The 23,801-nt window shown below is 44.2% G+C and carries 25 protein-coding genes; 12 read left to right on the forward strand and 13 right to left on the reverse strand.

Annotation, left to right across the window (positions count from 1 at the left end):
• Positions 1-128: 128 nt before the first annotated feature.
• Positions 129-1,721, forward strand: coding sequence for a nitric oxide reductase transcriptional regulator NorR (norR, locus tag L0992_17840; protein ID XGB69892.1), 1,593 nt, complete (start codon positions 129-131; stop codon positions 1,719-1,721).
• Positions 1,722-1,810: 89 nt separating this feature from the next.
• Positions 1,811-2,170 (forward strand): glutaredoxin, encoded by a 360-nt coding sequence (locus L0992_17845; protein ID XGB69893.1) that lies wholly within the window; start codon positions 1,811-1,813, stop codon positions 2,168-2,170.
• Between the two features lie 108 nt (positions 2,171-2,278).
• On the opposite strand, the gene L0992_17850 is transcribed toward L0992_17845, so the two are convergent.
• Positions 2,279-2,914, reverse strand: coding sequence for an OmpA family protein (locus L0992_17850; GenBank protein XGB69894.1), 636 nt, complete (start codon positions 2,912-2,914; stop codon positions 2,279-2,281).
• Between the two features lie 269 nt (positions 2,915-3,183).
• Between L0992_17850 and L0992_17855 the strand changes: the two genes are divergently transcribed.
• From L0992_17855 to L0992_17880, 6 genes are all read left to right on the forward strand, one after another.
• Positions 3,184-3,810 carry a thioredoxin domain-containing protein gene (locus L0992_17855; GenBank protein ID XGB69895.1) on the forward strand — a complete coding sequence of 209 codons (627 nt, stop codon included), beginning with the start codon at positions 3,184-3,186 and terminating at the stop codon, positions 3,808-3,810.
• 75 nt (positions 3,811-3,885) lie between these two features.
• Positions 3,886-4,359 (forward strand): FKBP-type peptidyl-prolyl cis-trans isomerase, encoded by a 474-nt coding sequence (locus L0992_17860; protein XGB69896.1) that lies wholly within the window; start codon positions 3,886-3,888, stop codon positions 4,357-4,359.
• A 204-nt stretch (positions 4,360-4,563) separates the two neighbouring features.
• Entirely contained in the window at positions 4,564-5,157 is a 594-nt protein-coding gene (locus L0992_17865) for a TetR/AcrR family transcriptional regulator (protein ID XGB69897.1), read from the forward strand.
• Between the two features lie 171 nt (positions 5,158-5,328).
• Positions 5,329-6,360: an NADP-dependent oxidoreductase gene (locus tag L0992_17870; protein XGB69898.1), complete on the forward strand. Its 1,032-nt coding sequence runs from the start codon at positions 5,329-5,331 to the stop codon at positions 6,358-6,360.
• A gap of 24 nt (positions 6,361-6,384) precedes the next feature.
• On the forward strand, positions 6,385-7,005 hold the full coding sequence (locus L0992_17875) for a glutathione S-transferase (protein XGB69899.1): 621 nt from the start codon (positions 6,385-6,387) through the stop codon (positions 7,003-7,005).
• Between the two features lie 151 nt (positions 7,006-7,156).
• Positions 7,157-8,839, forward strand: coding sequence for a pseudouridine synthase (locus L0992_17880; protein XGB69900.1), 1,683 nt, complete (start codon positions 7,157-7,159; stop codon positions 8,837-8,839).
• An 81-nt stretch (positions 8,840-8,920) separates the two neighbouring features.
• Here L0992_17880 and L0992_17885 read toward each other — a convergent pair whose 3' ends face one another.
• Positions 8,921-9,280 (reverse strand): DoxX family protein, encoded by a 360-nt coding sequence (locus tag L0992_17885; protein XGB69901.1) that lies wholly within the window; start codon positions 9,278-9,280, stop codon positions 8,921-8,923.
• 129 nt (positions 9,281-9,409) lie between these two features.
• On the opposite strand from L0992_17885, the gene L0992_17890 reads away from it, so the two are divergent.
• On the forward strand, positions 9,410-10,306 hold the full coding sequence (locus L0992_17890; GenBank protein ID XGB69902.1) for a LysR family transcriptional regulator: 897 nt from the start codon (positions 9,410-9,412) through the stop codon (positions 10,304-10,306).
• Positions 10,307-10,360: 54 nt separating this feature from the next.
• On the opposite strand, the gene L0992_17895 is transcribed toward L0992_17890, so the two are convergent.
• The 3 genes from L0992_17895 to L0992_17905 all read right to left on the reverse strand — a co-directional run bounded on the left by L0992_17895 (position 10,361) and on the right by L0992_17905 (position 12,774).
• The gene (locus L0992_17895; GenBank protein XGB69903.1) at positions 10,361-10,654 is read right to left on the reverse strand and encodes a YkgJ family cysteine cluster protein; all 294 of its coding nucleotides are present in this window, start codon (positions 10,652-10,654) and stop codon (positions 10,361-10,363) included.
• A 166-nt stretch (positions 10,655-10,820) separates the two neighbouring features.
• The gene (locus tag L0992_17900) at positions 10,821-12,005 is read right to left on the reverse strand and encodes a D-alanyl-D-alanine carboxypeptidase (GenBank protein ID XGB69904.1); all 1,185 of its coding nucleotides are present in this window, start codon (positions 12,003-12,005) and stop codon (positions 10,821-10,823) included.
• Between the two features lie 172 nt (positions 12,006-12,177).
• On the reverse strand, positions 12,178-12,774 hold the full coding sequence (locus L0992_17905; protein ID XGB69905.1) for a DUF4136 domain-containing protein: 597 nt from the start codon (positions 12,772-12,774) through the stop codon (positions 12,178-12,180).
• Positions 12,775-13,042: 268 nt separating this feature from the next.
• Between L0992_17905 and L0992_17910 the strand changes: the two genes are divergently transcribed.
• Positions 13,043-13,297, forward strand: a complete 255-nt coding sequence (locus tag L0992_17910) for a YgjV family protein (protein XGB69906.1) — start codon at positions 13,043-13,045, stop codon at positions 13,295-13,297.
• A gap of 162 nt (positions 13,298-13,459) precedes the next feature.
• On the opposite strand, the gene L0992_17915 is transcribed toward L0992_17910, so the two are convergent.
• Both L0992_17915 and L0992_17920 read right to left on the reverse strand, forming a co-directional pair.
• Entirely contained in the window at positions 13,460-14,923 is a 1,464-nt protein-coding gene (locus L0992_17915; protein XGB69907.1) for a diguanylate cyclase, read from the reverse strand.
• Positions 14,924-15,298: 375 nt separating this feature from the next.
• Positions 15,299-18,466, reverse strand: coding sequence for a glycosyl hydrolase family 18 protein (locus tag L0992_17920; protein XGB69908.1), 3,168 nt, complete (start codon positions 18,464-18,466; stop codon positions 15,299-15,301).
• Between the two features lie 451 nt (positions 18,467-18,917).
• On the opposite strand from L0992_17920, the gene L0992_17925 reads away from it, so the two are divergent.
• Positions 18,918-20,504: a BCCT family transporter gene (locus L0992_17925; GenBank protein ID XGB69909.1), complete on the forward strand. Its 1,587-nt coding sequence runs from the start codon at positions 18,918-18,920 to the stop codon at positions 20,502-20,504.
• A 128-nt stretch (positions 20,505-20,632) separates the two neighbouring features.
• Here L0992_17925 and L0992_17930 read toward each other — a convergent pair whose 3' ends face one another.
• Together L0992_17930 and L0992_17935 are read right to left on the reverse strand one after the other, a co-directional pair.
• Positions 20,633-20,995, reverse strand: a complete 363-nt coding sequence (locus L0992_17930) for a RidA family protein (protein XGB69910.1) — start codon at positions 20,993-20,995, stop codon at positions 20,633-20,635.
• Positions 20,982-21,134, reverse strand: a complete 153-nt coding sequence (locus L0992_17935; protein XGB69911.1) for a hypothetical protein — start codon at positions 21,132-21,134, stop codon at positions 20,982-20,984. The genes L0992_17930 and L0992_17935 overlap by 14 nt, the downstream gene beginning before the upstream one ends.
• 109 nt (positions 21,135-21,243) lie before the next feature.
• Between L0992_17935 and L0992_17940 the strand changes: the two genes are divergently transcribed.
• On the forward strand, positions 21,244-21,690 hold the full coding sequence (locus L0992_17940) for a YkgB family protein (protein XGB69912.1): 447 nt from the start codon (positions 21,244-21,246) through the stop codon (positions 21,688-21,690).
• 104 nt (positions 21,691-21,794) lie between these two features.
• Here L0992_17940 and L0992_17945 read toward each other — a convergent pair whose 3' ends face one another.
• The 4 genes from L0992_17945 to L0992_17960 form a co-directional block, all read right to left on the reverse strand.
• Entirely contained in the window at positions 21,795-22,271 is a 477-nt protein-coding gene (locus L0992_17945; GenBank protein ID XGB69913.1) for a hypothetical protein, read from the reverse strand.
• 100 nt (positions 22,272-22,371) lie between these two features.
• Positions 22,372-22,659 (reverse strand): YciI family protein, encoded by a 288-nt coding sequence (locus L0992_17950; protein XGB69914.1) that lies wholly within the window; start codon positions 22,657-22,659, stop codon positions 22,372-22,374.
• A gap of 44 nt (positions 22,660-22,703) precedes the next feature.
• Positions 22,704-23,222: a GNAT family N-acetyltransferase gene (locus L0992_17955; GenBank protein XGB69915.1), complete on the reverse strand. Its 519-nt coding sequence runs from the start codon at positions 23,220-23,222 to the stop codon at positions 22,704-22,706.
• Positions 23,223-23,292: 70 nt separating this feature from the next.
• Positions 23,293-23,757 carry an N-acetyltransferase gene (locus L0992_17960; protein XGB69916.1) on the reverse strand — a complete coding sequence of 155 codons (465 nt, stop codon included), beginning with the start codon at positions 23,755-23,757 and terminating at the stop codon, positions 23,293-23,295.
• Between the last annotated feature and the right edge of the window lie 44 nt (positions 23,758-23,801).

A 23,801-nucleotide genomic window follows, 5' to 3' on the forward strand; every position in this document is an offset into this window, starting at 1 on the left:
AAGTTTATCAATCCCCGTCATTACTGGTTTTATTCTCAAAACCCATCCTATAAAAATGTCAAAAAGACCTTTTTTTTAGGTCAATAAGACTCTATTATGTATATAAACACACAGAGTTAGAGTTTTTTATGCAAGATATCTCCGCATCTACCCTCATGGAAATGACCATTGGCCTTGCAAGTGGTGTGAACGATCAAGATCGTTTTAATCGCCTCATCGATGCCATTCGTAAAACCATTACGTGTGATTGTGTCGCGCTTTTAAGCCTTCAAGGTGACACACTAGTACCTATCGCAATGCAAGGACTCAGTCGAGACACGTTCGGTCGTCGTTTCATCATTTCAGAGCACCCACGTTTTGCGGAGATATGTGCATCTCGCTCTCCTGTTCGTTTTGATTCTGATAGCTCACTCCCTGATCCTTTTGATGGTCTGCTGATCGACCATGATGGCGATCTGCCAATGCACGCTTGTATGGGCTTGCCTCTACTGTTCGGCGATAAGCTATTAGGGATTCTGACGCTAGACAGCCTGAAACCAGATGTCTTCGCTAATATTCCAGCACGTAACCTTGAAGTACTAGCAGCGATTGCGGCTTCAAGCATGCAGATGGCACTGACCTTCTCTCAGCTTGAGCATCAAGCAAAACAATCTAAGCAGTTATTAGAAGAGTTGAACGTTGAAGCGTGGGAACGTGACGGCGGCGAGTTGATTGGTAACAGTGACACCATGGTCGCGCTTAAAAACGACATCGCTGTGGTAGCGCCGTCTGAATTCAACATCCTGATCCACGGTGACACGGGTGTAGGTAAAGAACTAGTCGCACGCACTCTACACCATCAATCGCAGCGTAAGCGCAATCCATTGGTTTACGTGAACTGTGCTGCGATTCCTGAAAACCTTGTAGAAAGTGAACTGTTTGGTCACGTGCGTGGCGCGTTTACTGGCGCAGACAAAAACCGTTTAGGTAAGTTTGCGTTAGCCGATGGCGGTACCCTATTCCTTGATGAAATTGGTGAACTGCCGTTAGCTGCACAAAGTAAGTTACTGCGAGCGCTACAAAACAACGAAATTCAACCTGTTGGTCAAGACAACATTCAAACTATTGATGTACGTGTACTGGCTGCGACCAACCGAGACTTAAAAAAAGAAGTGGAAGATGGCCGATTCAGAGCCGACTTGTACCACCGATTGAGTGTTTACCCTATCGCGGTTCCTGCACTGAAAGATCGTGGTGACGATATCAGCTTGCTAGCGGGCTTCTTCCTAGAGCAAGCGCGTCGTAAGCTTGGTATCAACCAAGTGAAATTCCGTTCTGATGTGCTTGTGTTTCTGAACCGCTATGGCTGGCCAGGTAACGTGCGTGAACTTGAGCATGTAATCAGCCGTTCGGCTTTGAAAGCACTGGCTCGCAGCACTAACAAGAACCTAGTGACGATTACCAAAGAAGATTGCGGCCCACTGGACCAAGATCAGCCTATTGCGACTACACAGGCGAAGAACTCACCGTTATCGACACCAACGATCGATCTTTCGGCTGGTTTACGTGGCGCAACGGACGACTTTCAACGCAGTATCATTACTGAGGTATTGGAAGATGCCAATTTTAACTGGGCACAAGCTGGCCGAGTTCTGAAAACAGACCGAGCAAACCTAACCCGACTATCGAAACGTTTAGGGTTAAATGTGGCTAAGTCTCACACGATCGAAAGGACAAAATAGATATTAGCGGTTTGTTGCGAGCATCTGACAAAACTTGTGTATATAATGCTGCAAATTGTAACGCTAATTTTAAATATGTAGAGAGAGTTATGAAGTTTATCCGTTGGTTCTTAGGTCGCGTCATTTTGCTATTAAATTTTGTTTTTACTCCTCGCGGTGTGAAGCGTTCTCAAGAAGAACAAAGCCAAGTGAATGAGCAAGCAAAAACGCACACGTTATACCAATTCGAAGCGTGCCCATTTTGTGTAAAAGTGCGCCGCGCGATGAAACGTCAATCGGTTCAGTTTGAACTTCGTGATGCAAAGAACAATGAACAACACCGTGCGGAGCTTGAAGCTGGTGGCGGTCGTGTGAAAGTGCCTTGCCTACGTATTGAAAAAGACGGCAAAACTGAGTGGATGTACGAGTCTTCAGACATCGTTGCTTACTTGGAAAAACAATTCGCATAAGATCACAAGCTAAGCGAAAGCCAGATACAAAAAATCCCTCGAATATGAGGGATTTTTTATGTCTGTTATTTGTGCATTCTTCTAGTTTGTGAGCAAAAACGCCAAAGGCTATTTAGCGACAATCAACATTAGCTCTACACGGCGGTTACACGCCTTACCTTGTGCTGATGCATTGGTACAAGCCGGAACATACTCACCAAAACCGCGAGTATAAATCGAACGACTTGAAACATAGTTACTCTCTAATCGAGCTTTCACTTCTTTTGCACGCTGCTCTGAAAGAGGATCGTTGATTCGATCTGTGCCTGTGTTATCAGTGTGCCCTTCAATCACAACATCGATATCTTGGCGTTGAGAAAGGTAGCTGCCTAGTGTGTCTAGCCATTGGTTGTAAGCAGGTTCAGGGAATGCAGAGCCTGTTTTAAAGTTCACATGTTGCTCAAGCTTTACCATTACATGATTGCCCGGTAACACTTCAAAGTCGATACGGTTTTGTCTGAGGAAAACTTCTAGCGGATCATTGGTTGATACGCCACGACCATAGTTGGTGGTAATGGTTGTTTGCTGACGAGAATTGCTCTGCATTGAATAACCACGATTACTCGCGACATGTGTCGTCTGAACCACACCCCACTCTGGGTGCATAAGATCGTAATCGGTTTGTGGCGCAGTCTCTAGCATATCACCACCAAGTAAATCCGTTGGTGACGTCGTTTCACACCCAGCCAAAGCTATGCTTAACATTATTGCTAAATATCTCATTACTTCACCAACCACTCATGCAGATAAACCATTCACTAATGTCTATATCGGCACCGAGAAAAAAACTTTAGACAAAAACTTTAGACAAACGAGCACGCATCAAAAAAAGTGCTTTTGATCACAGTTAACCGTCAACTAGCCTGTCTTCGCTCGCTAGTTCGAACTGTTTGCATTTATTTACCTTATAATTGTTTTCCAATTCCTACTAAATAGTTAGAATCTCACGACTTCTCAACGCTAGAGTAAACATTATGTTTAAACCATTTACTAAATTCATCACAGCAATCGCTGCCGTACTGATTATCGCCGGTTGTAGTGAAACAGACGAGCCACAAAAAGGCGTTCAATACGAAGCGCTTCCAACAGCTCTAACAGAATTTAACCTGTCTCCGATCACTGAAATCTTCTCTCTTAACTGTGGTCACTGTCGTCAAATGGAAAGTGCAATTCCAGAGATTGAGTCGCTTACAGACCAAACTATTGGCAAGATGCACGTAACATTCAATGAAAGTGCTCAAATTAGCGCAATGATCTACTACACCGCTGTAATGCAACTTGATGCGACGCCTGACCATGCCTTCATGGATGACCTATTCGGTGCGGTTCAAATGGGTGCAGACGCGACTCCAGAGCAACGTCAGCAAGCGCTAGAAACAGCATTCACTTCTCGCGGTTTGGTTAGCCCATACCAACTGAACAAAGAACAACAAGTTGCGCTTTTTGACTACGTTAAGAAAGCGGAAGAGGTTTCAGTAAAAGGTCAGATCAACTCAGTACCAACATTTATCATCAACGGTAAATACCAAGTACTGACAGCAGGTCACCAAGATGTTGCTAGTATCGCGAAAACGATCAACTACCTTTTGACTCAACCATAATCACGGCTTTTTCCCACTGATTAACACATTTTGTATTAACTACGAAATTCAGCACTCAATATAATAGGTTTTACTATGTCTAAATTTGTCATCCCGGTCATTGTCTTTCTTTTGGCGGGTTTCATGATTTACCGTACTTGGACGAATCATAAGTCTGGTGCAGAAAACTTCGAACAAGGTCAACAGTTCCTTATCGAGAACGGCGCTAAAGAAGGTGTTGTAACGACTGAAAGCGGCCTACAGTACTTAGTTCTTGAAGAAGGTACAGGTACAGAGCACCCAACAAAGAACAGCAAAGTAACGGTTCATTACCACGGTACTTTGATTGACGGCACGGTTTTCGATAGCTCTGTTGAGCGCGGCGAACCAATCTCGTTTGCTCTTAAGCAAGTAATCAAAGGCTGGCAAGAAGGTTTGACTTACATGGTTGAAGGCCAAAAAGTTCGTCTGTTTATCCCAAGCCCATTGGCTTACGGTAAAGGCGGTTCAGGCCCTATCCCACCATCAGCAACACTGATTTTTGATGTTGAGTTAATCTCTATCCAATAATCGAATTGCTATAAACAAGCTTCTGGTTTAAGCCCCAACATGCACACCATGTTGGGGCTTTTTTACTCGTAGCTACTTGTTTTCATGTGGTTTTAATTGGGAACTTTCTAAGCTGTCGCTGAAAAACACAGTCAACATCCAAGGCCAATCAAACGAAATCAGACCTACTAGACGACTGGTCTAATTTAAACTATAGTACCGACCATGAACGAAAAAACGAACGACACACGCCTGCATATTTTAAATGTTGGCTATCAATTAATAGTGAACAACGGCTTCAATGGCGTTGGCTTATCACAATTGCTTAAAGAAGCGGACGTACCGAAGGGTTCGTTTTACCACTACTTTAAATCGAAAGAGCAATTTGGTGAGGCGCTAATTCAGCACTATTTTGAAAACTACATCACTAAGATTGAATCCATTTTGGTACACGGCGAAGGCAACCATTATCAACGAATTCTGGGTTACTTTTCACTGTGGGCGAAGACTGAAAATGGCACCTGTAACGCACATAAATGTTTAGTGGTTAAGCTCAGCGCTGAAGTCTCTGATCTTTCTGATCCTATGCGCCAAGCCCTGCTCAAAGGAGCCGAAAAAGTCACTCAAACGATACAGCACTGTGTTGCTGGTGGTGTGGATGATGGCTCTATCAAAGTAGAAAACAGCCAAGAAATTGCTCAGAACCTATACTCAATGTGGTTAGGCGCCAGCTTATTAAGTAAGTTAAGCCAAAGTTCACAGAGCTTGGAATCGGCATTAAGCCTTACCGAACAAATTTTAATAGGTGAAAGTCACTAACGCGCACCGCGCCTTATTCGCTTTTGCTTGCTTTGAATTGCTTTAACCCGCTTTAACTTAAAAGAAATCACCCGCCCTCTTATCAATTTGATGACGGCGGGATTTTTAGACAACAAGACTAGACGACTGGTCTAATTCTAAATGAACACAATATAAAATTAAGGACATCCAATGACTCAACAAGACAATCGCCGCATCGTATTGGCTTCTCGCCCAGTTGGCGCACCGACTCAAGATAACTTCCGCTTAGAGACAGTGGCTGCACCAACAATTAACGACGGCGAGATGTTACTTCGCTCAGTTTACCTCTCTCTTGACCCTTATATGCGTGGCCGAATGAGCGATGCGAAATCTTACGCAGACCCAGTTGCAATCGATGAGGTGATGGTTGGTGCAACCGTGTGTCAGGTTGAAGCGTCAAACAACAGCGATTTTGAAGTGGGCGAATGGGTATTGGCGTACACAGGTTGGCAAGATTATGGTGTTTCTAACGGTGAAGGTCTTATCAAATTAGGTAAAGAGCCAAGCCACCCTTCTTACGCACTAGGCATCATGGGTATGCCAGGCTTTACCGCTTACATGGGTTTATTAGATATCGGCCAACCGAAAGAAGGCGACACATTAGTTGTGGCGGCGGCGACAGGCCCTGTAGGCGCAACTGTTGGACAAATCGGTAAACTGAAAGGTTGTCGTGTCATTGGCGTAGCTGGCGGTCAAGAGAAATGCCAGTACGCAAAAGAGGTTCTTGGTTTTGATGAATGTATCGACCACAAGGCAGACGACTTCGCAGAACAACTGGCGAAAGCGTGTGACAAAGGCATCGATGTTTACTTTGAAAACGTTGGCGGCAAGGTATTCGATGCAGTAATGCCTCTTCTAAACACAGGCGCTCGTATCCCTGTTTGCGGTCTTATCTCGCAATACAACGCGACATCACTTCCTGAAGGACCAGATCGCATGTCTAGCCTAATGGGTACTCTTCTCGTTAAGCGTATTAAGATGCAAGGGTTCATCATCTTTGATGACTATGCACACCGTTACAACGAGTTTGCAACTCAAATGACCGAATGGCTGTCTCAAGGAAAAATGCACTACCGCGAGCACCTGATTGAAGGCCTAGACGAAGCACCACAAGCGTTCATGGGCCTGTTAGAAGGTCAGAACTTCGGCAAACTTGTTATCAAAACTAACGAACCAAAATAGCTCAAAGATAGAATAGGCAGAATTATGATTACTTTACATCACCTGAATAAATCGCGTTCGAAACGTATCATCTGGCTACTGGAAGAGCTTGGTGTCGATTATCAAATCAAACCTTACCAACGAGACAGTGTCACGTTTTTAGCACCGCCAGAACTGAAGTCTGTTCACCCTCTTGGTAAATCTCCAGTCATCGAAGATGATGGCGTTGTGATCAGTGAATCTGGCGCAATTACTGAGTACCTAATCGACAAGTTTGGCCAAGGTAAATTCGCACCGGAGCGTGGTACAGCTGAATATGTTGAATATTCACAGTGGCTACACTTTGCTGAAAGCTCGGGCATTTTGCCAATGCTGCTTAAGATCTTCGTGATGAAAGACGGCTGCGAGACAAACTTCCTTGGTGGTTATGCTGACGACGAAAATCAAAAGATCTTAACCTTCGTTAACGAAGCACTTGAAGGCAAAACTTATCTTGTAGGCGAAACACTCACGGGTGCCGATTTCATGATGTCATTCATCGTAGAAATCGTGGGTAACTTTGGCGCTACTGCGCTCTACCCTAACATTGCTAAATACGGTGATCTTTTAGCAAGCCATCCTGCTTACCAAAAAGCGGAGCAACTAGAGTTAGAACACTCTAACTAATCCAGGTTTTTTCCATTCAATGCTTCCATAGCATGAACATGACAATCTAAATGAAGCCAAAGCCGATTTATCTTCCGCTTTGGCTTCTCATTTGCCTTCATTTCGACAACAATACCGAGCTCTAACCGAATACCCATAGAGTTTGATCTTCATGTCAGCAAACCTTGCTCAATACACACCACTGCGCACGTTAAACCAAACAGTGAATCAAGCGTTGGCTCTGCCAGAGCGTTTTACATTCCCGTATTACTATACTCCGCATCCAGTGTGCGAATTAGCGATGCAGCAGCTTCAACAGTCACTGCTTGACTGTGGTGTGAATGAAACAGCGCAAGGTAACCTCTATGCCGTTCTTCTGGTTCAACATCCTCAAACTCAAGAATTAGGCTACCTTTCTGCGTTTTCAGGTTTGCAGTTAGATTCGTCTTTGGAACCTCAGCTATCGAGCATCGCCTTTGTTCCTTCTGCTTTTGATAAGCAGCAGTTTGAAGCCCTAAACACGCAAGGCTTAACTCAGCAAACAACATTAGCTAACGACATTGCGAACCTCGAGCAAACTCACAACCTAGATGAACTGACCTCAACTCTGAGTGAACTTAAAAACGATGCGAGCAAAGCAATAGAAGCATTTCAGCTCACTATGGCTGCCAACAAAGCACAGCGTAATGAGCTTAGAGAGCTAGCTAACCAAGAGAAAGAACTAGGAAACCTAGAGTCTGCAGCTCATCTACTGAAACAATTGGGTAATCAAAGCAGCCAAGAGAAGCGAGACTTAAAAGCACTTCGAATTGAGTGGAAACAAAAGATCACAGAACGTCAGTCACAAGTTGATGCCATAGAAAGCGATCTCAAAAGCCGCAAGCATGACTACCAAACAATTTCTGCCGAATTAGAAACGCAACGTTTGTCTCATTATCGCTTTATCAACCAAGCAGCAGAACCAAAGAGCCTGCTTGAATTATTAGATGGCAAAGACGCACTAGAGGGTTCAGGTGACTGCTGCCTACCCAAGCTGGTTAACTTTGCCTTTGAGCACGGCTTTAAACCATTAGCTTTATCTGAGTTTTGGTGGGGATTGCCGCCAACGGATATCATTCGACAACACGGAAACCTTTACCCTGTTTGCCAGAGCAAAAGCTTCGAGATTCTCGACTACCAGCTAAGCGGCATTGATTTAGAAGATAATCCGCTTATCGTAAACCCTGCGGTGGGTAAGTCGTTTGATATTGTTTATGAAGACGAAGAGATCGTTGTAGTGAATAAGCCTGAAGAGTTCTTGTCGGTTCCGGGTAAGTTCATTGAAGACTCAGTTTATACTCGTATTAAAGCGCGCTACCCAAATGCCACTGGCCCTTTGATTATACATAGACTGGACATGTCGACATCTGGCTTGTTGATCTTGGCGCTAACGGCCGAATCCAACAAGCACATCCAAAAACAGTTCATCGATAGAACGGTCGAGAAGCGTTACTCCGCTTTGCTTGATGGTGAAATCCACGGTGATTCTGGCGATATTAGCTTACCGTTACGCGGCGACATCACCGACAGACCAAGACAGCTCGTTTGTCATGAACATGGGCGTAACGCTGAAACGCATTGGCAAGCCGTCAGCACCAATAACGGCAAAACCAAGGTTCACTTGTACCCTAAAACAGGCCGTACCCACCAGCTGCGTGTTCACTGTGCACATCCGCAAGGGCTTGGCGTACCGATTCGAGGTGATGACCTATATGGCTACAAACGTGAACGTCTGCACCTTCATGCGGGCTACCTAAAACTCATTCACCCAACAACCGGTGAATGGATGGAGTTTGAAGTACCGTCTGAATTCTAAGTCTACTTTCTTGCGTAGGGCTTTCGAGCCCTACTCTTCTCAACTAACCTGCAAATAAGCTTTCGAGACACTACATAGAAGCTAGTACCAGAAACCGACTACTAGAAAACTTGAACACAACAAGGTGACTATCGCTGGAATACCGTCTTTCCAAGTATCAAATCTTAAGTGGAAGTAAAGTGCCCCTATCGAAGTCGCTCCCAGTATTGCACCGCCCATCACTTGAGTTTGTTCTGGCGAAATGTCACAAAGAGCTAGAATCAAAAGTACTGCTCCTGTCAGTTCGACTAACCCCACCAGAAACATAATCATTCTATTCAAGCCATAGCTTTTAAAGAAACCAAGCTGGATTTCAAATACCTTCTTTTGCCAACCAAGTGTTTTAATCGAACTCGCCAACATAAAGAACACCACCATCAAAATGCTGATTGCTGTACTCATCTCGCCTACCTCTATTAAGAATCATTAATTTCAACGACGCTATTTAATCATTCATAATTGAGGTGATAAATGCTAGCTTTAGGATAGTTAAGATTCCAAAATGGAATAAATAAACAAAAGGCGAGTAAGATGGACAAGATCGAATGCATTCGTATCTTTGTGGAAACCGCGCAACTGAATAGCTTCACCGCAACGGCCAACAAGTTAGACATAACACAAAGTGCGGTAAGCAAGAAGATAGCGTGGTTGGAGAGTGACTTAGGGATCACTTTGTTTCAACGAAACAGCCGAAAAATCTCCCTCACTCATGCAGGAAAAGACTACCTCACCTATTGCTCCCGTTTACTCGAAGATATGTCTAGTGTAGAAAGTAAGCTAAAGCGTGAGACTGAATCCGTAGAAGGCGAGATTAAAATCTCAGCACCAAGTGCCTTTTCTACAATGTTATTGAGCGAACCACTTCAAGCCTTTATTGAGCAGCATCCAGGTATCCGTGTAAACCTCAGTGTCGATGACCGCATTGTTAACCTGAATGACCACAAAATTGATATTGCTATCCGAGCATCACAACTCAAAGACTCAGGGTTAAAGGCTCGCTTCTTGTTCAACAATAAAATCCAATACGTTGCATCACCGAATTACCTATGTAAGTACGGGAAACCTGAACACCCCAAAGATCTGAGCCAACATCAATGCTTAACCTACTCTTTGATGAATCCGGCGAACGAATGGCGTTTCACCGATCAAGATCGCCAGAGTCGTAATGTCAGCGTAAACCAGATTTTCACGTCAGACAGCCCAGAAATGCTGCTGACTATGGCTCGACAAGGTTTAGGCGTGGTTGCGTTACCTGATTGGATGAGTAACGAGTTTGTTGAGAAAGGAGAATTAACGCCGTTATTGGAAGGTTGGAATAACGATTACTTGCCGATGTACGCGGTGTACCATGCAAGTGATTATTTGCCTCAGCGAATTCGTGTGTTTATCGATTTTCTCGCAGAGAGTTTGAGCTCCACTGATAATTAGAGCTCTACGAACAATAGAGCTGAGGCAATAGTTGATACACTACTTTGGTGACGCTTAACCCATCACATCTTTGCGCTGGTCAACGCATTCGAAAGAGCCCATCTCGAACTCACGGCAGATCCACGGTCGGTTTTCGTAGATGGTACACATCAACGTTTCCCTATCTACCGCTGAACACCAACCATCATCTAGACGTTTCATGGTTTCACCGCCCCATTCGTCGTAAGCAATATGCTCTTCTGGAACGCCAGTGTCTGTGATGATCATAACCTCTAAACGACAACAGCACGCCTGACAATTGGCACAAGTTACTTCAGGTTCGGTGATGTTCTTTATATCTATGGTCATAAGTGACTACACTGCTAAATTTTGCGTATAGTAATCGAAACCGCTCGCTACGGCTAATAAAGAAAGCAGCCAACACGGTTTTCGGGCTGACAAAATTAAAAACGGGCGTTGTGATTGACTCACAACGCCCGTTAGGTTTTTCGTTTTAGCTAGCTAGAAGCACTATCTAGAATAGACTCGCAAAGAACAACTTAACGTAATCCATTAAACGCTTGAACAAACCACCCTGCTCGACCGCTTCAAGTGCAATCAAAGGTTGAGTTTGAACATCTTCGCCATCGACTGTGTAGTGAACCACACCTAAAGTTTGTCCTTCAGCAATCGGCGCTTTCAGTTCAGAGTTAAGCTCGATAGACGCGGTCAGCTTTTTACTGTCTGACTTAGGCAGCGTGATAAACGTATCTTCAGCAACACCAAGCTTCAATGTGTCTTGCTCACCAAACCACACCTTCTCTTCTGCTACTTGATCGCCACCTTGATGTGGGTTTAGCGTATCGAAGAAGCGGAAGCCGTAGCTCAATAGCTGTTTACTGTCTGACTCACGGCTCTTAACGCTTGATGCGCCCATAACCACCGCGATAAGTCTCATTTCACCTTGTGTCGCAGAGCTCGCTAAGCTGTAGCCTGCGCCAGATGTGTAGCCTGTCTTCATGCCATCAACAGTTAAGCTTCTATCACGTAGCAAGCCATTACGGTTGTGTTGTGTAATGCCGTTATAGCTGAAAGAACGTTCGCTGTATAAACCATACACATCAGGAAGATCTTTAATAATCGCTCGGCCAAGTAGCGCGATATCATAAGGAGTCGAATAGAGGTCTTCGGCGTCTAGACCGTGTGCGTTAGCGAAATGGGTATTTTCCAATTTCAGAGAAGTCGCCCAAGAGTTCATCAAATCAACGAAAGCATCTTGTGAACCAGCTACGTGCTCGGCAATCGCAACACTGGCATCGTTGCCTGATTGAATGATCAAACCACGATACAGGTCCATCATCGCAACATCAGTATTCACTTCAATGAACATCTTTGAAGAGTCAGGGAAGTTCTTCGCCCATGCGTTTTCACTGATTCGAACTTGGTCGTCAGCAGAGATGTTGCCTCGCTTCATCTCCTGACCAGCAACATAGCTGGTCATCAGCTTGGTTAAGCTTGCTGGGTTTAACTTAGTGTGTGCATTATTTTCGACAAGCACATCACCAGAATTGAAGTCGATTAACACATACCCTTTCGCACCTAAGCTAGGTGGAGTCGGTACGATAGAAGGTGCAGCGACGGCGGCATTACTAACCATCGCGGCGTTACTTACAATGAATATACTTAATAGAGGGAGAGAGTATTTGGAGAACAGTTTCATTGAATCAAACCTAAGTTAACGTTTTGTCCAGTATAGACAAATGCTAGCAAAAGAAGCGCGAACTTTACGTTGCTTTACGCAAATGTACCTTTAGTTACAAATAAAAAAGTATAATCTGCGATCTGTCCGTTTTTTAGACAGATAATATTGACTCAATGAATATATTTAATACTTAGTTTGAGCGCTCGGGCATACGTCTAAATAGCATCTCTACAAAGCCTGAAATGCGCTGTTTGCTTTCGCCAGATTCCAGTTGTGGTTGAATACCAGATTGCGCTAACGCTCGCCATTGAATCATTTCTGAATTTGGTACTGAAAACACGATATACAGAGATCCTTTTTCGGCCAATTTACCTTTGCCATCATAGAAAGGTACGCCCGTAGAAAGCTGAACCGCATCAAAAATTGAATTGTCATTGAGCTCCGATTCTTCCGCGAGCCCGAAACCAACCACTACATCACCAATACTGCCGTCCTGTTTCAAACGGTATCCTTTCTCAGACAATTGCTCTTCAATTGCGTCACGTACCATATCGGTAACCAAGGTTTCATCGTATTTTTGAGAAAGATAGACCTGTTCCGACTGTGGGTGCCACGAGTATGTCGTCACACCGTCTTTCATGAATTCGAAGTCACCGCTTGTCACAACACCATAGTCATGTACTGCTGGTTGTTCTTGTGTGGTACAAGCCGTCAGTCCAACCGCTATTAAAGCCGACAGTGCCGCTCTTTTTATGCTTTTTGTTGCACAAATGGATCGTTTTATCATTCGCGGAGTCCCTACCTATATAAGAATAACTATCAATTCAACCTCCAACATAATTAGTAATTATGTTAATAGAAAGGTCATTAAACGTTTGCGTAATCGCTAACCTTCACTTCTGCCAGTTTTGGGGGTTTAATCACAAAAACAGAGTTGGTATAGTCTACCCCGTTAAACAAAACCAGACCATTCGAGGCACGGAGCTTCCTCAATCATCTCATGAAGAGAAGAATTGGTACCGACAAAGTATCGGCAAATTTAAGAGGGTCAAACAATGGAATTCAATATGGTTGAAATTTTAGGTTACGCTGCGTCTATTATGGTCGCAATTTCATTAACAATGAAAGATATCGTTCGTCTGCGTGTCCTTAACTTTATCGGTTGTGCTCTCTTCACAGCTTACGGCATCATGATTGACGCTTGGCCAGTTGCTGCAACCAATGGTTTTATCGCTTGTGTAAACATCTACTTCCTTGCAAAAATGCAAAAGGAAAAAAAAACGGAAGCGATGAAAGCAGCGAAAGCTTAAATTAGCGACTCGCATTTCAAAAAATTGTGAAAAAGCCCAAACGGTTCCTCTCGTTCTAGTAAGAACAGAAGCACAGTTTGGGCTTTTTTATATCTGTCGTTTATCAATCGCTTGAGCTGTCGTTTTAAAAACTGCCTTCAAAACGATACCGTTGAAAGTGCATCAAGTATAAGCAATGCGATATTCATTCTCTCGATACATCTGAGTGTTATTTCGACCACCCTCTTTAGCTTGGTAGAGCGCTTTGTCGGCTTTTTCGATTGTGCCTTCTATCTGAAACAACACCTGAGCATAACAACACCCTGCACTCACTGTCACTGGCGACACCAAGCCTTGTATTTGTTCGACTCTGTGTCTTAACGCTTCTGACAATTCGAACAGTTGACGCTCATCACAATCAAATGTCACCAGAATAAACTCTTCGCCACCATAACGAGCAATCAAGCGATGGTTACTTGTAAACTGCTTCAAGGTTTTTGCGACAGCACAAATCACCCTATCACCCTGAGCATGTCCGTGTAGGTCATTCACTGATTTAAAATGGTCAATATCCAATAGAATAACGCCAACACCTTGTAAGGGATAAGGCGAGTTATCCGATATTCTCAGTTTAATCTGCTCAATGAAACTGCGCCTACTGTGCAATCCAGTAAGATAATCAAGGCTCGCCACATCTAAGATCTTTAGGTGACGATGCCGCAGGTAAAGGATCAGAACCACAATAATACTCAGTAGGCTAACCACCAACGTCATCAAACTTGCCAGCAACAAGCTGTGATTTTTGTTGAGCTCTTGTTCTAACACACCCGCAGAAATAACCCAGTTCAGGTATGGATAAAACTTATAGAAGATGTTTTTGCTTGTCGTGCCATCTTCTGTAGAGATTGAGTAGCTAAAGTGACCTTCAGGTTCAGCCACAACCTTATCGAGCAGCAACTCTGAAGAGTCTTCAATCAAGGCTTTTAAATGCTGGTGTTCAAAGTTAGGTTGAAGAACTAACTCACCCTGCAAATCAACGATATACACATAACCACTATCGCCATAAGAGTACTTTCTCAATTTGTCTTTAAGCGCTTCAAGATCAACCAGATACATCAGTTCATCTTTATAAGTGGTCGCCACCAATGTATTACCACTCGGAAGCCTCACTGAGTACGCAACCTTCGCACGTTTACCGACTTCGTGTGGATTGGCGTGAGAGTACTGAGTCATTCCAGACTTTAAACTCAGCTGTTGTTGGATATGGGTTAGGTGCGCACGATTTTGCCCTTGTAGAAACGGGTGATACAGATGAACACCTTGAGGCGACATTAGATAGATATAGCCGGACTCTCCAATCACCAGTTCATTGGCAATTCGGATGACCTCGTCGACTTCTTGTTCTGGATTGACACGCACAGTATGAGAGGCGACGGTATCAGTCACACCTTTGAGATAGGTTCTTATCGCTTCGTTGACTGTGGTGTCTACGATATCGTAGCTCGCGTTCACAATGGTACGAAAGAAGAACTGATTGGATTCTAATAGTGATTCTTTCGTTCGGTTGAACTGAACAGCAGAAAGGATCAAAGAAACTACGGCCAGTACAATTGAAAAACTAAGAATGTATTTACGTCTGACTTTCAAAATGACCCCGTAGCTTTTTAATTTTAGGGAACGCTATTGTTTTTGTGATAAGCAGACTGCTTTATATCATAGTTGTATTTTTTACTGAACGAGTGTCGATATTTTGAGAGATTTCTATACGCAATCTGTGACTTATAGCAAAAACGCCGAACTGAATTCAGTTCGGCGTTTTGATTTTACGTTTGAGTTGTATGTTTAAATTACACTAAATCACTGATAAATAGACTCAAAACCATTCGTATTTATTATCCTTTATCATTGCCTTTAGCATTATTTAATGCTCAGTACACGATGTTTAAATGCGCTCTTACACTCACTTATCCAACAGTCGTGTACTGCACCATTAACGTATTGGTTTAACCCATTTAGTCTTTATTAAGAACAAACCTGAGTCCAGCTACCGTCGCTACCCGGTTCAGAGCTTGTCCACCAGTTAGCTTGGTAAATACTACCGTTGTGAACGACTTGGTCACCGGTGTTTGCATGGCTTGGATTACCTGCCCAATCTTTCTGAGGTAGATCTGGGTAAACCGTTAAACCTGCAGTGTCACATGTACCAGGGTTTGTGCCACCATCACCAGGGTTACCGCCACCAGAACTGATATCACCTAATGGTAGATCGGGTTGCTCGAAGCTAAAGGCATAGTCGACACCATTCACGCTCACTGCATAGTTTGCAGGGCCTGAAATTGGCAAGTAATACACCATATCTAGCTCATACACACCACCAGCTGGAAGATCTTCCCATGCAGGTAACGTGAACGCTACGCGGTGCATAGTACCGTCTAATCCGCCGATGTTATCCGCACGAGTATGACCCGAAGCAATCACAGACAAACCACCGCCCGATTGATCTTTCGCGTTATCAGGAGCTGACACTGGGATATCGAATTGGAACTCAGTTCCACCCGGAAGTGCTTGCCCTGTGTTGTTCGTGAACGTGATCTTAGGGTTAATTGGGTAGTTTTGGTCACCGACTTTGAAGCCACCAACCGATACCGAGATATCTAGCGCTTCTGTTGGGATAGCACCCGTCGCTACTTTGTTTCCATATGGGGTTGCAGACTTAAACTTATCGTAGATAGCTTTCGTCATTGTGTTACCCATGTGGAACTCACCGTTACCGCTGTTACATGCTTGCTCAGTGGTATCGATTGAAGTTCGGTTGCCGCTCGCATCGAGTACATAACAGTTATAATCCCCTGCTAGTTCCCAGAACATAATGCCGCCGATTTCTTTATCGATAACGTAGTCCGCTTTCACATCGATAGACTGCTTATCTTCTGTAGAAAGGAATACACCCTTCTCAGCATTCCACAACCAAGGTGCAACTGCTACGCTGTCGTAGTTACGCGTGTAAGTACCCGTTAAAACATCCGTTGGATCGTTGACAGGATCAAGCTTGTAAGCATCCGCATAAGAACCCCAAATACCTTTCTCTAGGTTCTTCGCGTGCCACATTGGGTTTGAACCCGCGCCCATTTCGTTGCCTTTCGGATCGGTATCGTGCCACATGTTGTCGATACCAATTGCGCCATGTCCACAGTTGTTCTTCTCGCCTTCGCCTGTACCCGCAGCACATTCAGATTGATTTGGTAGCGCAGCTCGACCCCAAAGACCATTCTCGCCACCCGTTACACCTTGCCAACCACGTGTGTAGTAAGGCACACCGATGTTAATACGACCTGCTGGCATAGAACCACGGAAGTAATGGTAAGCCCAATCCGTGTTCAGGTAACCGATACCACCATAAGCCGCAGTGCCGTAAACGTTCCACTGTGCTAACTCTGAATCTTTACCTGTATCAAACAAGGCAGCGTTATGACCAACGTGATCGTTCCACGCACCGTGAAGGTCGTAAGACATGATATTCACGTAATCGAGGTACTTGGTGACATCAAATGTTTCCATACCGCGCAATAGGTAGCCAGAAGAAGGTGCCGCGATAGTTAACATGTAATGATTGCCATCTTCCGCAGACGCCACATCAAGCTTCTCACGCAGCACTTTCATTAATACTTGGTACGAAGCCCATAGGTACTGACGACGTGGTTCCATGAAGTCCTTGTCGTATGGGTTACCTGCACCCGCCATTGAAGTTGGGTATTCGTAGTCAATATCTAGGCCGTCGAACTGGTATTTACGAAGCATTTCAACCGCTGAAGTCGCGAATGTTTCGATACCTTGATGGTTGATAGAACCATCAGAATTTGTCGTCATGGTGTAGAAACCGCCATCAGCAACTCGGCTTCCGTCAGTCGCGAAGTGGCCGCCTGTTTCAGCCCAACCACCGATTGAGATTAACGTTTTAACACCGTGTTTTTTCTTCGCGGTTGCGAGTGCACCAAAGTGACCTTTAAAACCTAATGCAGGATCAACTTCCACGCCCGGCCACTCTTTACCTACAGCAGCATTATTTGGATCGTTTACATCACCCACATTTACTTTACCGTCTGAACCAATGCTCACGAACGCGTAGTTAATGTGTGTAAGTTGTTCCCAAGGAATATCATTTACTAGGTAAGCGGCTTGTGGGTCATCCCCTGCACGCCAACTGGTGAAGTAACCAATCACACGACGTGGGTGATCCGCGCCCATCTTCTCACGGCCTTCGTCATCGTAAATCGTACAGTAAGGGACATCGATACCTTGCGTTTGATACAAGCCATCAGGACGACATGTGCTCACCGTTGGAGCGCCATTAACCGTCAAAGAAGCCAGTGCAGAGTCCGCCGTTGCGCCTTGGTTGTCGGTTGCTTTCGCGTAAACCGCTAAAGAGCCTGCTTGAGTGGTTGTGTAATCTAACGTGTATGGGCTTGTCGCTGCTGTCCCCACAAGAGCACCCGCTACGTAGAAATCAACCTTATCAACCGTGCCATCGCTGTCTGCTGCCGTTGCTGTCAGTGTGACTACACCACCAACATCAACAGATGTCGCTGAAAGTGCTACCGAAACTGTAGGAGCTTCATTACCTGGTTGTGCTGAATCAACAGAAACAGAAACTGCGCTTGCAACACTTGCTGCGCCTTCATTATCCGTTGCAACAACTGAAACTTGATGGTTACCAGACGTTGCTGCCCAAGCCGCTTCAAATGGTGCCGCTGTCACTACTGCAACCGAAGAACCATCGACAAAGAACTCTACCGAAGCAACACTACCATCAGAATCCAGTGCTGTTGCGCTAAGTACCACATTATCGCCTTCAACAATCACATCGGATGCGGTTGGCGCTGTTAACGAGGCGGTTGGCGCTTCGTTTGGTGTACCGCCGCCTCCATTACCGCTACACACATCCAGTTTTTTCCACTGTGCGTAATCACCTTCAAATTGGCTCGGGTTGTTGTTTTGATTCCAGTAATTCGCTGAGTACGCGCTGCCGTCATGTGAAACCTGATCACCACCGGTGTATACCGTGGCAGAATCCCACGCTTCTAACGTTGAACAATCAACAGCCGCGTAGCTGTTGAACGCCATTAAGCATGACGCAGTGAGAGTACTGAGTGTAAAAACCTTCTTGGCCACTCTTCCTTGGTTTAGGTGCATGTTAGCTATCCCTTAAGTTGTTGTTTCAAGATGTTTAATCTAAATGGCATTTTCCTCACCACTTAAATCTCTTCGCAAAACAACTGTAGGTAACAGCGCCAATTAAACACCTAAAATATTCAGTATTTATAAAATGACTCGCATTAATTTGTTTATAGCATGCAATGAGTCGACACTTATTTTGCACCAACAACTAATATTAATTTATTTCGGAAAGCTAAAAAATAATGTCTCAAAAATCGGAAATGTGACTCAGGTTTGAGAAAAAAATTCGCATTAAATCTAACCAAAAAGTAGAGATTTATAGTCGATTTGATGTTCTTTTTAGAATTCGCCCACTTTTTGATAACAAATGTGTTAGTATCGGCGGCTTTTTTGACGAACCTCACATTTCTATGCAAGTGTGGGAGAAATACATAGGCTTGAAAGAGCCAAATATAGCGAAGAAATAATGTCCAACTTGACGCAAGTCGCCAACGAAAACATCAACGCAGAATCTACTTCTATCGATTTCAATAAAGCTCAATCTTTGGGTGAAAAACTGGAACTCGGAAACCCAGTCTTTTGGCTTAGTGGTAGTTTTTTAACCCTCTTTGTCATCCTCGCTTTCACCAACACCTCCGTGTTGTCCGAACTTGTTAACATCGGCTTTAGTTACTCAACTAAGTGGTTCGGTGCTTTCTGGCAAGTCCTATTACTACTTAACTTCATCATCGGCTTAGTGCTTGCACTAGGACGCACAGGCCACGTTCGCTTAGGAACGCTTGCCCTCCCTGAAATGACCACCTTTAAATGGATGTCTATCGTCCTATGTACGCTGCTAGCTGGCGGTGGTGTGTTCTGGGCAGCAGCAGAGCCTATTGCTCACTTTGTTTCAGCTCCGCCACTTTATGGCAACGCTGATCCTCAAGCGATGGCATTTAATGCTCTATCACAATCTTTCATGCACTGGGGTTTCCTTGCATGGGCAATCTTAGGTGGCTTGTCTTCTATCGTCTTAATGCATCTGCATTACGACAAAGGCCTTCCTCTTAAGCCTCGTACTCTGCTTTACCCAGTACTTGGCGATAAGGCTATTAACAGCTGGGTGGGTAACGTAGTCGACGCATGCAGCATCGTCGCTGTAGCCGCAGGTACTATCGGCCCTATCGGCTTCCTTGGCCTGCAAATCAGCTACGCGCTAAGCGAACTGTTTGGCATTTCAGACAGCTTTGCAACTCAAAGTGTCGTTATTATCTTTGCCATCGCTATGTACACGCTTTCTGCTTTGAGCGGCGTGAATAAAGGTATCCAACTAGTAAGCCGTTACAACATCATCTTGTCTGTGTGTCTAATCGGCTACATCCTTCTTGTTGGCCCAACGAGCTTCATCGTTGACGGTTACCTGCAAGGCATGGGCGAAATGGTTGATAACTTCATCCCAATGGCGCTTTACCGCCAAGATACGGCGTGGCTAGGTGGCTGGACGGTATTCTTCTGGGGTTGGTTCTTAGGCTACGGCCCAATGATGGCAATCTTCATTGCTCGTATCTCACGTGGCCGTACCATTCGCCAAATGATCGTTTCTATCAGCATCGTTGCACCGCTTGTAACGTGTTTCTGGTTCAGCATCGTCGGTGGTAGTGGTTTAGCGTTTGAACTAGAGAACCCAGGCGTGATTTCTAGCGCGTTCGAAGGCTTCAACCTTCCAGCAGTTCTTCTAGCAATTACTGCGCAACTGCCGTTCCCTACTCTGATTGCGATTCTGTTCCTTATCCTGACGACTACGTTCATCGTGACGACAGGTGACTCAATGACTTACACAATCAGTGTGGTAATGACGGGCACAACAGAGCCGAACGCAACAGTACGTACTTTCTGGGGTATCATCATGGGTGCGGTAGCTATTGCACTTATCTCGATGGGCTCTGGCGGCATCTCTGCTCTACAGTCGTTCATTGTGATCACAGCCGTTCCTGTATCGTTTATCTTGCTGCCGTGTCTATGGCACGCACCGAAAATCGCGAAGCAGATGGCAAGAGATCAAGGTCTCGTTTAATGCTTAATCCGATTTAGTTTCGGATAGCCTAGAACACTAAAAAGCCACTCAAGTGATTCACCTGAGTGGCTTTGTTTTATCTGATCGTTACCTGTATCGACGAAGCTTATTTCTACCGATAGTTCGGCTTATTGAAACTTTTCACCCGCCGCAACCATGAATGACATTTCAACCAATAGTTCAGGGTTAGCAAGTTCTGCTTTCACGCATGCGCGGCTTGGCGCGCAGCCTTCAGGGAACCACGCTTCCCAAACTTCATTTAGTGCATCAAAGTTAGCGAAATCCGTTAGGTAAATAGTCACTGACAATACGCGAGATTTGTCGCTGTCGACCAAGCTCATCATTTCTTCAGCTTGATCAAAAATTTGTTGAACCTGACTCTTAATTCCTGCCGATGTATCCGTCTCTGGTACTTCAACAAAGCTTGCGATGCCATTAAATACAGTGACATCAGACCAACGTTTGGTCGGGTTAATTCTATGGATTTTCACGAACGATTCTCTTCTTATAATTAGGATTTACGTCAGCGTAATCTAATCCAAATTCATTATATTGAAAACAAAAATTAGAACGGGCCTTTCCCACCTTAAACCTCTCCTTTGCAACCAACCACTTTTTGGCTTGATTCATGAATTCTCTAACCTGCGCTTGCTAAAAAGATTAAGTATTATTCTCACAGCGAAATTAATTTTGTACTCGTGCGGTCATATTCAGGGATTTTATTAAATGGAGTACTTTTATGCATGTTCAAACCTATGATTTAAAACAGACTAATGTGGGATATAACCTTGGAGTAGTTGGCGTAGCATTAGTGCTCGCTTGGATTGGTATTTACAAGTTTACGCCAACCGAAGCGATGCTCATTGAACCGTTAATCGCAAATCATCCTGCAATGAACTGGCTTTACAATCTGTTATCAGTGCAAGCTGTGTCTAACATGGTGGGTGGCGCGGAGATCATTGTCGCGATTGGATTGATCGTTGGATTTAAGAAACCGACAGTTGCTTTCTATTCAGGCATTGCTGCAGCGGCTATCTTTGTTGTGACACTCAGCTTCCTAATTACAACGCCAAATGCTTGGAAAGTATCGGATGGCATCTTAGTCACTAACTTCTTCCTAGTAAAAGACATCCTGTTCTTGGCGATCGCTATTAGCGTAATCGAACGTAACAAACCTCAGAAGTAACCGTAAATCTATAAGTGGCCGTAACTAGAAGTAACCTTAAACCTTGAAATAAAAAGACTCGAAGCTGGCTAGAAGGACGCTGCCAGCTTCTGATGTATAAAGTTTTACTCTGCATTAGCATCGTGATTGAAGCATTGTCGCGTTACCAAACCCCATTTTTCGTCCTGATATTGATCTTCCACGTAGTTACCTGATGTGTAGTCATTAACGACCTCTCTCCAGAACTTAACTGCATGCTCTGCTCCCAGTACTTGCTTGATTTCCCAACTGCCTTTTAGATGTTCAAACAGCTCACAGATAAACCATTTCCCTACTTTGTTTTTCCGAAAATAAGGCACAACATAGAAATCACAGATCTCAAACTCGTTTGGCGCTTTGGTTTCAATGGCGGTTAACGCAGCAGGAACTCCATCAATGTAGAGTAAGTAACCCGTTACGGTCTCACCAAGCGTAGGGTAAATCTCAAACAAGCCATACTCGTCTGGCTTATCTCCGATGATCTTTGAAAACTCGGCGGCATAACCCTGATATAGATTCGCGTATACCTGTTGATTACCACTATAGACTGTCACAATGTTCATAAACTGATCTCTGTATTGTTCACTCTGCAATTCATGTGAACGTATATTTACCACACTCATTATCTCAGTGATCGTAAAAGGAGTTGCCGATATACGACGGTTATGTAACCAAAAACTCAAATTCTTTTGAAGCTTTCGTTGGTAGCATCTCGATAACTTCGTATTTAGCTATACCTTCTCGATGAAATGGGTCTTGAGTAAGAATCGCATCTAGTTGCTCTCGATTACTGAGCGTAGATAAGATAACTCCACCTGTTCGAGGTTTTTTACGCCCAGACAGCTGAAAATACCCCAATTCATACTGTTCATTCAAAAATTTAACATGTTCAGGAATGAAGCGGTCTACCTCTTCCATCGGCACTTGGTATTCGAGAGAAACAATAAACATAATAATTCCTTATTTCAGAATATGAGTGATGTTGAGAAAATTATTTAAACAGATAACGCTTTACGATAGTAATTGGCGTCTTGATTTTCCCCTTTGAATACAGCGTAGTTCTCTACAGGCCCAACTAACTCAAAGCCTGTATTGGATAAGATTTTATTTGAGCCGACATTACCCACTAACGCATAGGCATCAACATATTTAAGTGAAGAGTGCTCGGCTAAGTAGATAAGTAACTTCCTCACTGCGTTAGACGCAATACCTTTAGAACCAAATGAGCGACCAACTCGATAGCCTAACTCTCCACTTTCACCGTTGAGGCCGATATCACGGACGTTGATTCGCCCACAAATAGTGCCATTAGCGTCTTTGATCAACATAGGAATCATCTCGCTATTGTCATACTCTGTTAGAAAGTTCGTGACTTGCTCGGCAACACCCGCATTGGAATAGAAACGGTCTTCCCGAGCTGGGACAAATTGCTCAAACCACTCTCTATTTTCAACTTCAAACTCTAATAAAGCACTGACATCGCGTGGGTGAAGTAAGTGTAAAAATATATCCATAATCAATACTCTGATGCTTATCTAAAAAGCCGCACCTTATGATTCATACATCTCAGCTTGTCTTCTGAATCTAAGGTAAGTCTCTTAACTTCTTAGCAGGGTTGCCTGCATAAATACCTTTCTCAGTGATGTCTTTGGTCACTACACTACCCGCTCCAATCACTGCCCCTTCGCAAATGCTGACAGCTAATACTGTCGCATTGGAGCCAATGGTAACGTTATTTTCGATAACGGTGCGTCCCCAGTTGTCTGGGTTTGGATCTGGTTTACCCTCTTTGAACAAGTCATTTGCGAACATCACACCGTGCCCAACAAAGCAGTCACTTCCGATAGTCACATACTCACAAATAAAGGTGTGAGACTGAATCTTACTTCTCTCGCCTATCACGGAGTTCTTTTGAATCTCGACAAATGGGCCAATGAACACATCGTCTTTAAGCTCACAACCATAAAGGTTGCTTGGCTCGATGATAGTGACATTCTCACCACAGGTAATATCAGTAATCTGCGCCTTTAAAACTCTAGGACTTGCCATACTTCCTCTCGACATTAGCGTCACAATTCAATCTAAGCGATTGT

The organism is Vibrio pomeroyi (assembly GCA_041879425.1).
GTDB classification, from domain to species: Bacteria; Pseudomonadota; Gammaproteobacteria; order Enterobacterales; family Vibrionaceae; genus Vibrio; species Vibrio pomeroyi_A.

Bases quoted from the DNA above. Each gene is read 5' to 3' on its own strand.
- norR (XGB69892.1), top strand. From the start codon at position 129: ATGCAAGATATCTCCGCATCTACCCTCATGGAAATGACCATTGGCCTT.
- L0992_17845 (XGB69893.1), top strand. From the start codon at position 1,811: ATGAAGTTTATCCGTTGGTTCTTAGGTCGCGTCATTTTGCTATTAAAT.
- L0992_17850 (XGB69894.1), bottom strand. From the start codon at position 2,914: ATGTTAAGCATAGCTTTGGCTGGGTGTGAAACGACGTCACCAACGGAT.
- L0992_17855 (XGB69895.1), top strand. From the start codon at position 3,184: ATGTTTAAACCATTTACTAAATTCATCACAGCAATCGCTGCCGTACTG.
- L0992_17860 (XGB69896.1), top strand. From the start codon at position 3,886: ATGTCTAAATTTGTCATCCCGGTCATTGTCTTTCTTTTGGCGGGTTTC.
- L0992_17865 (XGB69897.1), top strand. From the start codon at position 4,564: ATGAACGAAAAAACGAACGACACACGCCTGCATATTTTAAATGTTGGC.
- L0992_17870 (XGB69898.1), top strand. From the start codon at position 5,329: ATGACTCAACAAGACAATCGCCGCATCGTATTGGCTTCTCGCCCAGTT.
- L0992_17875 (XGB69899.1), top strand. From the start codon at position 6,385: ATGATTACTTTACATCACCTGAATAAATCGCGTTCGAAACGTATCATC.
- L0992_17880 (XGB69900.1), top strand. From the start codon at position 7,157: ATGTCAGCAAACCTTGCTCAATACACACCACTGCGCACGTTAAACCAA.
- L0992_17885 (XGB69901.1), bottom strand. From the start codon at position 9,280: ATGAGTACAGCAATCAGCATTTTGATGGTGGTGTTCTTTATGTTGGCG.
- L0992_17890 (XGB69902.1), top strand. From the start codon at position 9,410: ATGGACAAGATCGAATGCATTCGTATCTTTGTGGAAACCGCGCAACTG.
- L0992_17895 (XGB69903.1), bottom strand. From the start codon at position 10,654: ATGACCATAGATATAAAGAACATCACCGAACCTGAAGTAACTTGTGCC.
- L0992_17900 (XGB69904.1), bottom strand. From the start codon at position 12,005: ATGAAACTGTTCTCCAAATACTCTCTCCCTCTATTAAGTATATTCATT.
- L0992_17905 (XGB69905.1), bottom strand. From the start codon at position 12,774: ATGATAAAACGATCCATTTGTGCAACAAAAAGCATAAAAAGAGCGGCA.
- L0992_17910 (XGB69906.1), top strand. From the start codon at position 13,043: ATGGAATTCAATATGGTTGAAATTTTAGGTTACGCTGCGTCTATTATG.
- L0992_17920 (XGB69908.1), bottom strand. From the start codon at position 18,466: ATGCACCTAAACCAAGGAAGAGTGGCCAAGAAGGTTTTTACACTCAGT.
- L0992_17925 (XGB69909.1), top strand. From the start codon at position 18,918: ATGTCCAACTTGACGCAAGTCGCCAACGAAAACATCAACGCAGAATCT.
- L0992_17935 (XGB69911.1), bottom strand. From the start codon at position 21,134: ATGAATCAAGCCAAAAAGTGGTTGGTTGCAAAGGAGAGGTTTAAGGTG.
- L0992_17940 (XGB69912.1), top strand. From the start codon at position 21,244: ATGCATGTTCAAACCTATGATTTAAAACAGACTAATGTGGGATATAAC.
- L0992_17945 (XGB69913.1), bottom strand. From the start codon at position 22,271: ATGAACATTGTGACAGTCTATAGTGGTAATCAACAGGTATACGCGAAT.
- L0992_17950 (XGB69914.1), bottom strand. From the start codon at position 22,659: ATGTTTATTGTTTCTCTCGAATACCAAGTGCCGATGGAAGAGGTAGAC.
- L0992_17955 (XGB69915.1), bottom strand. From the start codon at position 23,222: ATGGATATATTTTTACACTTACTTCACCCACGCGATGTCAGTGCTTTA.
- L0992_17960 (XGB69916.1), bottom strand. From the start codon at position 23,757: ATGGCAAGTCCTAGAGTTTTAAAGGCGCAGATTACTGATATTACCTGT.